Raw genomic sequence first — 12,512 nt, 5'->3', positions numbered from 1 at the left:
GCCTTTGCAGCATAATCCTTACATAAAGCCTTCGAGCGGCAACCAAGAGATAAATTTCACCCCTGCTTTTTGCCACCACTTGATTTTCGGTTCACGTGGATAAATACGCGTTTGACCATTTGACAGCTTAATTTTCCAATTGATCTGTTGGTCTGCATTGAGCACTAACTTATAGGCATATTTACTTAAATTTTCATCCATGGTGTAGTGGACCGCTTTGGCTAAGCGTGGGCTATTTAGTAATACTCCAATTTCAGTATTTAAATATGCTGAGCGTGGATCAAAGTTAAATGAGCCGATAAAGACTTGTTTTTCATCAATTGCCATCAGTTTGGCATGCAGGCTTGAACGGCTTAAACCTTTTAGACTAACTTTAGATTTTTCCGCCAACTCTTTGGTATTGGTGTTGAGGTTTTCTGCATCAGGTCTAGAGAGAAATTCATAGAGTTGAACGTCGTGTTCCAAGAGATCTTGACGATATTTGCTATAAAAAGCATGAACCAATGGTACGTCATTGGCCTGGAATGAGTTGGTCAAGACTCTGACTTTTACGCCATCTGCACGAAGGTTTTTTAGGCGTTCAGCCCCTTTTTTTTCTGGGACAAAGTAGGCTGAAACGATATCGACACTTTGTTCCGGTTTATCTAAACGGTTGAGGAGCTGAAAGTTGAGGTGCTCTTCTTTTTTGGCTTTAGATTTGATTTTGCTCGGGGAATCTTTGACCACTTCGGCTTTGACCCAATCAAATTGGATTTTATTGTTGAGCCAGTCATCAAAGGCATGTGAACGGTTAGCTAAGTCCAAATAATTGACCACAGTGGCTTCTTGGTTATAGTCATCGAGTTGTTGTTTGAGACTGTCAAAGCGCAAACTATAGTGGCGTGGATTGACCAATTGACGTACTGGAAAGGCATAATCATCATTCCAATATTCGTCAAAAGAATGGATGATTTCATCGGATGCCGCACCGACCAGCATGACGTCAACATCAGAAAATTGATAATTATCACTGACGTTATAGTATTGGTTACTCATATTGCGACCACCAATCAGAGCAATTTGATTGTCTGCAATAAAGCTTTTGTTGTGCATACGACGGTTGATGCGTTTTAGATCCAGTACCATATCGACAGGGCGGAAATGTCGGAAGCGGTACGGGTTATACAGTTTGACATCAATATTGGCATGTTGGTCGAGTGCCATATAAATGCCTTCCATTTTTTTGGCATTGTTGTCATCGACCAATAAACGAATTTTCACCCCACGATCTGCAGCTTTGATCATGGCATGCAGGGCCAAAGCACCAATTTTGTCGTTATCCCAAATATAGTATTGTAGATCTAAACTTTTTTCGGCTTTATTGATCAGTTCGATTCGAGCCGCTAAGGCTTCTAATGGGTCATATAGAACATGATAACCAGTTAAGTTAGGATTTTGTTCCCGTAACGGCAGCACAATTTTAGCAAGGCTAGTATCGTCAGTGGGGGTATTAAAGGCATATTCCACAGGTTGAGTTTGCTGTTTAGGCAAGGTACTACATGCAGATAAAGTCAAAACAAGGCTACAACTCAGCAAAACCACCTTAGTGTGGTTATGTATGAAGGACAAATTTTGCTGTTTCAGTGTAGCTGAGTTCATACTGTTAGACATACTAAAAAAAATTTGATTTGAGTATAAGTGTCAGCTGTGAAAAGATAAATATAGTGACCGAGTTTTCTCGTTAGGCAAATTGTAGAGCAAATGTATGTGGGAATTAGATTCCGTAGTGATGTATTTTTATATCGGGTTGGCTGTGCTGGGCGTTTGGGCAATATCCCAAGCTTGGTTAAGCCAGTCACGCACGGAAACGATTCATCCGTTTAAAGCCTTCGTACATTTGTTGGCATTCTATCTTTCGTATTTACTTATCCCTTTATTCTTCTTTAGCTTTTATGCAGGCTGGAGTGGCTATTATTCACTACATGAAGCGATTTTTGTCGGTGCTGTTACGGGGCTTTTGTGCTATGCCCGATTTATCGAGCCGCACATGATTCAGGTGAAAAAATGTCAATATCAATTGCATGAAACACGACAGTTATTAAAGCCTGTACGCATTGCCTTAATTGGTGATTTACATATTGGTTTATTTTCGGGCCATGAACGTCAGTTAAAAATGATCGTCGATAAGATCAATGCACAAAATCCTGATTTGGTCGTGGTTGCAGGGGATTGGACTTACGAGCCAGAAAATAAGTTAGCTGAAGAACTGGCCGTACTAAAAAAAATTATTGCTCCGATTTATTCGGTGAATGGTAATCATGATGAGCAATATCCCGGTCCGCCTATTCAAGCGCTGTTAAAACATGCATTAGAAAGTAATCATGTGGTGGATATCGAAGGGCAAGTCGTGGAGTTTAATGAGTTTCGTTTATTAGGTGTTGGGGATTTGTGGGCAGGTAAAGCCGATATGCGCTATTTGCCAGAATTGCCACAAGATAAGCCTTGGATCATTTTGTCGCATAATCCAGATACCGTCGATATGGTACCTAAACTTCCGGGACGACCATTGATGTTGTCGGGTCATACGCATGGCGGGCAGGTACAACTGCCATGGTTGACGGATTATGTAATGAAAAAAGTGTCCATTTTAGGCCACAAAAAAGGGCTATATCAGCATGATAATGCAGATGTCTTTGTCACTGTTGGTACGGGGATGGTTGGGGTACCTTTCCGTTTTCTTGTGCCACCGACCATTGATATTATCGAGTTGGTTTAATCAAAAACTACCGTTCATTATCGCTAAACGGTTTGGTGAATGTTCTTCTTGATGTAGAGCTACAGGCCTTGTTTGGTTAATAAAATTGAATCGTGCCATTCATTTGCTGTTTGAAATTAAGTGAATGACCGTGTCTTGGAACAGATAAGGTGTATTGCTTAGTTGGATCTAAGTTGCTTTCATGAATTACGTCAAAATGCTGTCAACTACAGAGTATTCATCAGTTCATTGACTCCATTTGAGACATAAAAAAGCCAGCAATAGGTGCTGGCTTTTTTATTATGTGCAGATTAAACCTGATTATTCACATCATCATTTTTAGTTTCGCGAATCATTAAGAACGCGATCAATGAAAGGATTGATGCTGCAGTTAGATAGTAACCTACTGCATATAAACCATAGCCAGTTGCAAGTTTAGTTGCGATCAGTGGCGCGAAAGATGCACCAAAAATACCAGCCATGTTAAAGGTTAAAGCTGAACCTGTGTAACGTACAGACGTTGGGAAGATTTCAGACAATACCGTACCAATTGGACCATAGGTTAAACCCATGATCGCAAGACCGATACATAGGAATAAGAACACCATCGCAGTACTGCCAGACTCAAGCATGCTTGAGAAGACTAAGCCAAACAATGCAGATACAACACACACCGCAATCGAAGTCGCTTTACGACCAAATTTTTCAGCAAATACAGCAGAAAGTGGAATGAAAGCAGCAAAACAAAGTGTGGCAACCAGTTGAAGTTTTAAAAATTCTTCACGTGTGTAACCAAGCTGGGTTGTACCCCATTGTAAAGCGAATACTGTGGTTAAGTAGAACACAACGAATGTACAAATCGCGGCAATCGTACCGAGAATTAACATCCCCCAGTGCTTAGTGATCACTTCTTTGAACGGAATATTTACTTCTTTTTGCTTATCCAATACTTTTTGGAACGCTGGTGTTTCATGTAATTTTAAACGAATCCACAGACCGACAATAACCAATAGCGCACTTGCAATGAATGGAATACGCCAACCCCATTGCATAAACTCAGCTTCAGACATGAAGTGACCTAAGGTCAAGAATGAGCCTGTTGCAAGAATAAAGCCGATTGGCGCACCTAATTGAGGGAACATACCATACCAAGCACGTTTGCCTTCTGGCGCATTTTCAGTTGCAAGTAGCACGGCACCTGACCATTCACCACCTAAACCCAGACCTTGACCTAAGCGACAAAGTGCAAGCATGAGCGGAGCAGCGATACCAATTTGAGCATAGGTTGGAAGCAAGCCGATACATACTGTAGAAATCCCCATGGTGAGGAGAGCGGCAACTAATGTGGCTTTACGACCGATACGGTCACCTAAATGGCCAAAGAATGTTGCACCAATCGGGCGAGCAATAAAGGCAATCGCAAACGTTGCTAAAGATTGAATTGTTGCGGTTGTTGGATCTGTACTTGCAGGGAAGAACAGATGCGGGAAGATAATTACAGCCGCAGTTGCATAGATGTAGAAATCGAAGAATTCGATTGTGGTACCTACAAGACTTGCTGTAAGTACGCGGAATTTTGAATTTGTTGGTTGCTGTTCAGTGGCAGCAGCACTTGAAGACGCCATGGTGGACCTTACACTTACTAAAAATAATTGAACTTAGTTTTAAAAGCGTAATCTTTTTAAAAAAGGCGTAATTTCTTAAAAAAATACGAAATACCAACTTACGAACTGCGGAATTAGGGTCACTAAAGAATGCAGTGTCAGTGGGTTATATCACGTAGAGATAAATCGACAGGAAATGTGATCCTGCACCTATCAATACAAAAATATGCCAGATAGCGTGTGTATATCTTACCTTTTTTAAGGCATAAAACAATGCACCGATTGTATAAGATAGCCCGCCAATGATCAGGTAGGTTAAAGCTTGATCAGATAAAAAGCGTTGCATATCATCCATTACCAGTACTGCAAGCCATCCCATCACCAAATAAGCAATCAACGAAATCTTTTGAAAACGATGAATGAAAATTAATTTGAATAGTGTTCCAATAGCGGCAATAACCCACAGTGCAATGAGTAAATAATGCGCTTTTGCGGTAGGCAGTGCGATTGCCAGAAACGGGGTATAAGTGCCTGCAATTAAATAATAGATTGCGGTATGGTCGAGTTTTTTGTACCAACCACGGCACTCAGGAGATTCTGCGAAGTGATATAGACTCGAGGCTGAAAACAATAACAGCATACTGAATGCATACACCCAAAGTGCAAGCCATTGTCCAGTTGGAAGGTATGATCCTTTTAAAATCAGTAGGATACCTGCGATGGCCGACAACGCTGCACCGAAAGCATGGGTATAGAAATTCAGTCTTTCTTCAGCTTGGTCATAAGCTAAAAGATGGGGAGGATTCATAACGTATCTTTTATAATAATTTAAATATACACATGTATAGTAATTCAATTTTGCTTTTGGTGTAAGAAGATTTAAAATTGTTTTGCAAATTTATCTAGGTTTATATTATGTCATCATTGGCTTCTCCCTCTACGCAAGAGCAGCAATTTTTAGCGGCCTTTCAGCAAGCCATTGAAACACAGCGTTTTGATCGCATGATCTTGAGTCAGTATAAAGGTGAATTAGACCAATTAGAAAAAATGACCTTACGAGTCATTTCGCTGCAAGGTGAGTCATTTCTTAGCTGTTTATATCGTTATAAAACCCAAGACATCACAAAAATTATCCAATTGCATCTGCGTATCAACAAGTCGAAAGTTTATTGAGCTGTTGTAAGCAAGCCAACCTGATGACCTTGGATGAAGAAATTCAGCTCAAAAAAAATAAAAAGAAAGCCATGCTAAGCATTAGCAAAAAGCAGCCTGCTTTAGGGAAAAATCCTACGGAGCAGCAAGGGCATGATCGAGCAAAACATCGCTATGTCGATCAAGACAGTTATTTCTTACAGCCACTCGGTATTACGGATGCCAAAGCACAAATTATTCCGAGCATGGCGCGTAAATGGAAACAAATTAATAAATTTGTAGAAATTTTTTCAGGCGCTTTAAGTCAGATTAAAGAGACTGATCAATCTCTACATGTTGTAGATTTTGGTTCAGGCAAGGGATATCTAACTTTTGCATTATATGATTATTTAGCAAAACACCAGCAAGTGCCTAAAGTGACTGGGGTTGAGCTGAATCCAAAAATGGTGGAATTTTGCCAAAGCGTTGCTCAGCAGTCGAATTTCAGCCAACTGGATTTTTTCCAAGGCGATGTTCGTACCTATGCGCCTGAGCGCTTAGATGTCATGATTGCGCTGCACGCCTGTGATGTGGCAACGGACTTTGCGATTCATACCGGTATTCGATTAAATGCGCAAATGATCATGTGTGCGCCGTGTTGTCATAAAGAACTGCGTCCGCAATTGAAAGCGCCGCAAGTACTTGCACCGATGTTGCAATTTGGTATTCATGCAGGCCAGCAAGCAGAGATGCTTACTGACACGATTCGTGCACTTTTATTGAAAGCATATGGTTATGAAACCAAAGTCTTTGAATTTGTGGCACTTGAACATACCAGTAAAAATAAAATGATCTTGGCAACCAAACGTGCAGACTATGTCGAACCTGATCAAGCGGTATTGGCGCAGATCCAAGCTTTAAAAGACATGTATGGCATTCAAAAGCATTCGTTAGAATTATTGTTGAATGATCAATGGGACCAGCAAGATATTGGCTGTAAATGCTAAAGGATGAAGGGATGCAGCAGTTAAATATTCAATTTGGTCCGTGGGAGCAACTGGCATCTGCAGCTCGGCCGATACGTGAACAGGTCTTTATTTTAGAACAGCAGATATCGCCCGAAGATGAATGGGATGCAGAAGATGCGATTTCACTGCATTTTATTGTTCATGATGGGATGAAAGCTATTGCAACTGCACGTTTGTTGAAAAATAACAGTATAGGTCGTGTTGCTGTTTTAAAGGCCTATCGCGGTCAGGGTATTGGTAAAATCTTGATGCAAGCCATCATTCAACAAGCGAAATTAGAGCAACGTGAATATTTAAAACTATCATCACAAGTGCACGCCATAGCGTTTTATGCAGCTTTGGGTTTTGTTGTTGAAGGTGATGAATATTTAGATTGTGGTATTCCGCATCAAGATATGTATATGGCTTTGGCTTAAATACGTAAAATTGGACAGCTATAAATAAAAAACGCTTAATATTTTAAGCGTTTTTTTATATAGATGAGGTCAAAGCTTAGTGGCCATGATCATTCGATGCAGTAGGTTCAGGGCTCATGTCATCCATATGTGCATGTTGTTCTTCAGTCATCTGCATATCTGCTGTAGTCGGCGCAGAAGCTTCACGAGCTGCTTGATCAGCTTGCGCCTTTTTCAAGGCTTCTTCTGACATCACAGGGGCATTTTTAAATGCATGCTGTTGAGTATTGTCTTTTTTCTGTTGGCTAGGCATATAGTCTGGTTCATTGGTCACAGCAAGCCAGAAAATACCCATGAATAGCGCACCTAAAATACAGAAGATAATCAGTGCCTTCCAGCCCCACGGTGATTTTTCAGGAGAAGTATGATCAGTCATAACAAGCTACTCAATCGGATAAAAAGAAATCAAAAAACTTGTTACTTTATAACATAAAACAGATGAGAGTTCGCGTAAATTCTAGACTTGTTTGCAAACACGCGACTGAGAAGGAAAATAAAAAGGAGCCGAAGCTCCTTTTGATGTGATTGAACAGCAAAATTTGCATGCTCAAAATGAATAATTAAATCTGCTCAGCTTTCGCCACTTTGTCTTTCAGCAATTGCGGTGCTTTGAAGCGTTCGCCATATTTTGCTTCTAGTGTATTGGCACGTAATAGCGCTTTTTCCAAACCATATTGGTTTAAAAATTGAAGTGCACCACCTGTCCAAGGGGCAAAACCAATCCCGAAGATTGATCCGACATTGCCATCGACAGTCGACTGCAAAACACCTTCTTCTAGGCAGCGTAAGGTATCAAGTGACTGTACAAACAGGAAGCGGTCTATCATTTCCTGTTCAGAAATAGCATTATCTTTCTGCCATTTGCTCAAGCCATCCCAGAGGTGCTTTTTACCGCCTTCAGGATATTCATAAAAACCTGCGCCGGCAGCTTTACCTTTACGTCCGAACTCATGAATCATTGTCTGAATCACCTCATCCGCACCTGAACGTGGTAGGTCTTTGCCTTCAGCTTGCAAGGCTTTACGTGTCTCGGCCGCGACATGTTCAGAGAGTGTTAAAGACACTTCATCTTGAATGGCCAATGGACCTACAGGCATGCCGGCTTTTAGCGCTGCCATTTCAATGCGGGCAGGGTGTATGCCTTCAGAAAGCAGACGTAAACCTTCTTGCACAAAGGTGCCAAAGACACGGCTGGTAAAGAAGCCACGGCTGTCATTCACCACAATTGGTGTTTTGCCAATTTGCTGTACATAGTCATAGGCTTTGGCTAAGGTTTCAGCCGATGTGTTTTTACCTTTAATAATTTCGACCAATTGCATTTTGTCGACAGGACTAAAGAAATGTAGACCTATAAATTTAGCTTGATCTTGAGATGCATTGGCTAAGCCTGAAATTGGCAAGGTTGAAGTATTGGATGCCATTACGCCATTGGCTGCCAAGTAACTTTCTGCTTCTTGAGTCACTTTGGCTTTCAATTCGACATTTTCAAATACAGCTTCAATGATCAAGTCGCAGCCTTGTAAATCTGCCGCATTTGCAGTGGCATGTATCAGGCCTAAGACTTGATCACGTTTTTCTGCACTTAAACGGCCTTGAGTTACTTTTTTATCCAGCAGTTTTTGGCTATAGGCTTTGCCTTTTTCAGCAGCTTCTACAGAGATATCTTTAAGTACAACTGCAATGCCTTTTGATGCTGTGGCATAAGCAATGCCTGCACCCATCATGCCTGCACCCAAAATGCCGACTTTGTTGGCTTGCCATTTCGCAACGTCTTTTGGACGGCTTGCACCAGACTTAATAGCGTTGAGACCATGCCAAAAGGTGCCGATCATATTTTTAGAAATTTGACCGGTTGCAAGGTAAGTAAAGTAACGTGATTCAATGGTGAGCGCCGTATCGACATCGACTTGAGCACCTTCAACCGCTGCTGACATTATGGCTTCAGGCGCAGGGTAACAGCCCTTGGTTTTATCACGCAGCATAGCAGGGGCAATGGCAAGCATTTGTGCCACCGCTGGAGTTGATGGCGAGCCACCCGGAATTTTATAGCCTTTTACATCATAGGGTTGTTGTGATTTTGGATTGGTTTTCACCCACGCAATGGCTTTGTCCATCAATTCTTCAAGGCTATCTGCAGTGTCTTGAATCAGCCCCAATGATTTGGCTTTTTCGACACCAATTTGTTTGCCTTCCATCAAGAGCGGAAATGCATTTTGCAGACCCAATAAACGGACCATACGAACAATACCGCCACCACCCGGCAGTAAACCTAAAGTTACTTCAGGTAAGCCAAATTTCGCTTTAGCATCATTAAGGGCGATTCGATAATGACAGCCAAGAGCTAACTCCCAGCCACCGCCAAGCGCTGTACCATTTAAGGCTGCTACAACAGGAATGCCACGGGTTTCGATATAACGCAGTTTGGCTTTCATCTCTTCAATCATATTGAAGAATTCAGTTGCATGCTCAGGTGTAGCTTGAATCAGTTCGTCTAAGTCGCCGCCGGCAAAGAAGGTTTTTTTTGCGGAACGAAAAATAATCCCTGCAATATTTTCATCTGCTTGCAGTTTGTCTACCGTTTCAGCCAGTGCCGTGCGGAAGTCTGCATTCATGGTGTTGGCAGATTGGTTTGGAGAATCTAAAGTTAAAATGACGATATTGTCGGCATTTTTTTCAAATTGAATTGCGCTCATTTTTATTCTCCTTATACCAACTCAATAATCGTTGCGATGCCCATACCGCCACCCACGCAAAGTGTTGCTAAGCCGCGTTTTTTACCTTGGCGTTCTAGTTCATCCATCAGGGTGCCTAAAATCATGGCGCCTGTTGCACCCAGCGGATGTCCTAATGCAATTGCACCGCCATTCACATTGACTTTGGTAGGATCAACCTTGAGTTCGGTGATAAAACGCATCACGACTGCTGCAAAAGCTTCGTTCACTTCAAATAGGTCAATATCATCAATGGTTAAGCCAGCTTTAGCTAAGGCTTTACGTGCAGCAGGTGCAGGGCCAGTCAGCATAATGGTTGGGTCTGCACCCACCAATGCAGTGGCAAGCACTTTGGCACGCGGTTTTAGGCCTTGTTCTTTGATCGCTTTTTCAGAGGCAAGCAATACTACGGCAGCACCATCAACGATGCCCGATGAGTTCCCTGCATGGTGTACATGGTTGACTGCGCCGACTTCAGGATATTTTTGCAAGGCAATGGCATCAAAGCCCATTTGCCCCATCATGGCAAAACTTGGGTTGAGCTTGCCTAAGCCTTCTGCTGTGGTCGTTGGTTTAATAAATTCATCTTTGGCTAAAACTGTCACGCCTGCTTTGTCTTTAACAGGAACGACAGATTGGTCAAAATAACCATTGGCTTGAGCTGCTGCGGCTTTTTGCTGAGAGTTGGCTGCAAAGGCATCCACATCTGCTCGGCTGTAACCGTCAATGGTGGCAATTAAATCGGCTCCAATGCCTTGTGGAATAAAGTCACAGGCCATATTGGTTTCAGGGTCAAGCGCCCAAGGACCGCCATCTGAGCCCATCGGCACACGAGACATCGACTCTACACCGCCAGCCACCACAAGGTCTTCCCAGCCAGAGCGGACCTTTTGCGCAGCCATATTGACTGCTTCTAAACCTGAGGCGCAAAAACGGTTGATCTGAACACCTGCCACATCATTATCCCATCCGGCCGCAATCGCTGCGGTTTTGGCAATGTCCGCACCTTGGTCACCAATGGGGGTCACGCAGCCCAATACAATGTCGTCTACTGCAGCGGTGTCAAATTGATGTCGGTTTTGTAATTCGTTCAATAAACCGATCAGTAGGCTAATCGGTTTAACGGCATGTAGTGAACCGTCTTTTTTTCCTTTGCCGCGCGGTGTGCGAATGGCATCAATGATGTAAGCCTCGCTCATAATCCTGTCCTTATGATCTATAAATTTTTATTGGTTTTTTGAGTGTACGGATTAATCAACCCAGTGCAATGATGAGAACGGGTGAGTCGTTTGATATTTTTGGTCAACGCTTGCTGCTGAATAAGATAAAAATCAACCTGCATATTGAAAGCGAGGATCGGCTAAGATCAGTTGCTATCGATTTAGTTCAAATTGAAGATCTGCTTATGCATAAAAATGTGAAGCGAGTGTTGAAAGGTCTGGCTTGGCTAGTACTAGTAGGCTGCTTAGGTTTTGTATGCATGATCGGTTTTTATGTTTATATGATCTATGGCATTCATCCCTCAGATGAGGGGACGGGCGGTTTAGCCTGTGAGTATGATCGAAATGATCATGTGACCAAGGCAGAAATGTATCGGATACAGGATGGCAAACGCGTGATCACGCCCGTCGATCCATTGCTTTGTCAAAAACAACGTGCAGATTTTCCGAAATAAAAAAACCTGATCGAGATCAGGTTTTAGAGAATGCTATTTTTGAATATTGCTTAATGATAACCATGTAATTGGCGATATAGGCCTGGTGTTACACCGGTCCACTTTTTAAAGGCACGGTGGAAAGTACTGGTTTCACTAAAACCGACTTGCTGTGCAACATCTTCAAGCGTTAAGTCTGGATTAAGCAATAAGTGAATTGCAGCATCACGACGTAAGGCATCTTTCACACCTTGGTAGCTCTTACCTTCAGCGGCTAAACGACGACGTAGTGTTTGCGGCGATAGATACAGCATTGAAGCAACATCGTTCAAGGTTGGCATTTCTTCGCCAATTTGACTCTTCAGCACATCACGGATACGAGATGTTAATGAATTGGTATTTTTAAATTTAACCAATAACTGTGCAGGAGCCGCTTTTAAGAATTCTTCAAGCGTTTCTTCGTTTTGACGAATGGGTAAATCTAAATAATCCGCTGCAAATGTAATTTCAGTTCGTGGTGTATCAAACTGCATGACAGGTGCAAAAAACAAGGCATCATATTCGTCAGCATGTTCAGGACGTTCATAACCGAAGTGAACACGCTCTAAAGGCAGACGACGTTCAATCAACCAAGAAGCGAGACCATGCCAAATCATCAGCATACTTTCTGTAATGAAATGGTCTGGGTCCATAGATTTTGGAATTTGAGGAACTAAACGTGCTTCGTGCTTATCACGTTCTAGTGTCACCGACCATTCATCACCAAACAGTTTGTAGAACTGCGAAGACAATTCGAGTGCATCACCGAGGGTTTTTGCATGAATAATCAATTGGCACATAATGGCAAAAGTACCCAAGCGGCGCGGTTGAATATCAAAACCGACATGTTCGTCTTGAGTCACCATCCACAACATTTTAATAAAACGTGTGTATTGTTCAGGTGAAATACGCGCTTTGGGTTGGCGTAGAAGTTCAGCCTCAATGCCAACATGAGACAATAAAGTTTCGACATCCATGCCGAGACGTCTCACACCAGTTAAGGCTGCGTTGACGAAATGGATACTGATCGTATCACGACTCATGTTTAATCCTTCAGTCTCTTTAATGTTCACAAATGTTTGACCTAAATGACGCTAAAAAAAGAAATCATGGCAATTTACAACAGCGGTTTTGCCATTTTTACATGGTAAATTGC

The 12,512-nt window shown here is 42.2% G+C and carries 10 protein-coding genes and 1 pseudogene; 4 read left to right on the top strand and 7 right to left on the bottom strand.

What is annotated here, in order from left to right; all coding sequences use genetic code 11:
- Positions 1-18: 18 nt before the first annotated feature.
- The gene (locus FTU29_RS08210) at positions 19-1,650 is read right to left on the bottom strand and encodes a phospholipase D family protein (RefSeq protein WP_180121304.1); all 1,632 of its coding nucleotides are present in this window, start codon (positions 1,648-1,650) and stop codon (positions 19-21) included.
- 94 nt (positions 1,651-1,744) lie between these two features.
- Here FTU29_RS08210 and FTU29_RS08205 point away from each other — a divergent pair, with 94 nt between their 5' ends.
- The gene (locus tag FTU29_RS08205) at positions 1,745-2,755 is read left to right on the top strand and encodes a metallophosphoesterase (RefSeq protein ID WP_180050311.1); all 1,011 of its coding nucleotides are present in this window, start codon (positions 1,745-1,747) and stop codon (positions 2,753-2,755) included.
- A 290-nt stretch (positions 2,756-3,045) separates the two neighbouring features.
- Here FTU29_RS08205 and FTU29_RS08200 read toward each other — a convergent pair whose 3' ends face one another.
- A complete protein-coding gene (locus FTU29_RS08200; RefSeq protein ID WP_180011625.1) occupies positions 3,046-4,359 on the bottom strand; it encodes an MFS transporter in 1,314 nt (437 codons plus the stop codon).
- A 145-nt stretch (positions 4,360-4,504) separates the two neighbouring features.
- Positions 4,505-5,146, bottom strand: coding sequence for a hemolysin III family protein (locus tag FTU29_RS08195; protein WP_180121302.1), 642 nt, complete (start codon positions 5,144-5,146; stop codon positions 4,505-4,507).
- Between the two features lie 107 nt (positions 5,147-5,253).
- Between FTU29_RS08195 and FTU29_RS08190 the strand changes: the two are divergent.
- Both FTU29_RS08190 and FTU29_RS08185 read left to right on the top strand, forming a co-directional pair.
- Positions 5,254-6,476 (top strand): annotated as a pseudogene (locus FTU29_RS08190) (SAM-dependent methyltransferase).
- 11 nt (positions 6,477-6,487) lie between these two features.
- Positions 6,488-6,913, top strand: coding sequence for a GNAT family N-acetyltransferase (locus FTU29_RS08185; RefSeq protein WP_373423592.1), 426 nt, complete (start codon positions 6,488-6,490; stop codon positions 6,911-6,913).
- Positions 6,914-6,989: 76 nt separating this feature from the next.
- On the opposite strand, the gene FTU29_RS08180 is transcribed toward FTU29_RS08185, so the two are convergent.
- From FTU29_RS08180 to FTU29_RS08170, 3 genes are all read right to left on the bottom strand, one after another.
- Positions 6,990-7,328 (bottom strand): hypothetical protein, encoded by a 339-nt coding sequence (locus tag FTU29_RS08180; protein WP_180121294.1) that lies wholly within the window; start codon positions 7,326-7,328, stop codon positions 6,990-6,992.
- Positions 7,329-7,512: 184 nt separating this feature from the next.
- A complete protein-coding gene (locus FTU29_RS08175; RefSeq protein WP_180121292.1) occupies positions 7,513-9,645 on the bottom strand; it encodes a 3-hydroxyacyl-CoA dehydrogenase NAD-binding domain-containing protein in 2,133 nt (710 codons plus the stop codon).
- An 11-nt stretch (positions 9,646-9,656) separates the two neighbouring features.
- The gene (locus FTU29_RS08170) at positions 9,657-10,862 is read right to left on the bottom strand and encodes an acetyl-CoA C-acetyltransferase (RefSeq protein ID WP_180121290.1); all 1,206 of its coding nucleotides are present in this window, start codon (positions 10,860-10,862) and stop codon (positions 9,657-9,659) included.
- A 68-nt stretch (positions 10,863-10,930) separates the two neighbouring features.
- Here FTU29_RS08170 and FTU29_RS08165 point away from each other — a divergent pair, with 68 nt between their 5' ends.
- A complete protein-coding gene (locus tag FTU29_RS08165; protein ID WP_257226909.1) occupies positions 10,931-11,338 on the top strand; it encodes a hypothetical protein in 408 nt (135 codons plus the stop codon).
- A 50-nt stretch (positions 11,339-11,388) separates the two neighbouring features.
- On the opposite strand, the gene FTU29_RS08160 is transcribed toward FTU29_RS08165, so the two are convergent.
- Entirely contained in the window at positions 11,389-12,399 is a 1,011-nt protein-coding gene (locus FTU29_RS08160) for an AraC family transcriptional regulator (RefSeq protein ID WP_180005120.1), read from the bottom strand.
- Positions 12,400-12,512: the final 113 nt, after the last annotated feature.

Source organism: Acinetobacter sp. YH12086, from assembly GCF_013419345.1.
In the GTDB taxonomy this organism is placed as follows: Bacteria; Pseudomonadota; Gammaproteobacteria; order Pseudomonadales; family Moraxellaceae; genus Acinetobacter; species Acinetobacter amyesii.
The sequence above is the reverse complement of the archived record's forward strand: the minus strand, read 5'-3'. Positions and strand labels throughout refer to the sequence as shown.

Coding starts and splice junctions, on each gene's coding strand:
- FTU29_RS08210 (WP_180121304.1), bottom strand. CDS start 1,650: ATGTCTAACAGTATGAACTCAGCTACACTGAAACAGCAAAATTTGTCC.
- FTU29_RS08205 (WP_180050311.1), top strand. CDS start 1,745: ATGTGGGAATTAGATTCCGTAGTGATGTATTTTTATATCGGGTTGGCT.
- FTU29_RS08200 (WP_180011625.1), bottom strand. CDS start 4,359: ATGGCGTCTTCAAGTGCTGCTGCCACTGAACAGCAACCAACAAATTCA.
- FTU29_RS08195 (WP_180121302.1), bottom strand. CDS start 5,146: ATGAATCCTCCCCATCTTTTAGCTTATGACCAAGCTGAAGAAAGACTG.
- FTU29_RS08185 (WP_373423592.1), top strand. CDS start 6,488: ATGCAGCAGTTAAATATTCAATTTGGTCCGTGGGAGCAACTGGCATCT.
- FTU29_RS08180 (WP_180121294.1), bottom strand. CDS start 7,328: ATGACTGATCATACTTCTCCTGAAAAATCACCGTGGGGCTGGAAGGCA.
- FTU29_RS08175 (WP_180121292.1), bottom strand. CDS start 9,645: ATGAGCGCAATTCAATTTGAAAAAAATGCCGACAATATCGTCATTTTA.
- FTU29_RS08170 (WP_180121290.1), bottom strand. CDS start 10,862: ATGAGCGAGGCTTACATCATTGATGCCATTCGCACACCGCGCGGCAAA.
- FTU29_RS08165 (WP_257226909.1), top strand. CDS start 10,931: ATGATGAGAACGGGTGAGTCGTTTGATATTTTTGGTCAACGCTTGCTG.
- FTU29_RS08160 (WP_180005120.1), bottom strand. CDS start 12,399: ATGAGTCGTGATACGATCAGTATCCATTTCGTCAACGCAGCCTTAACT.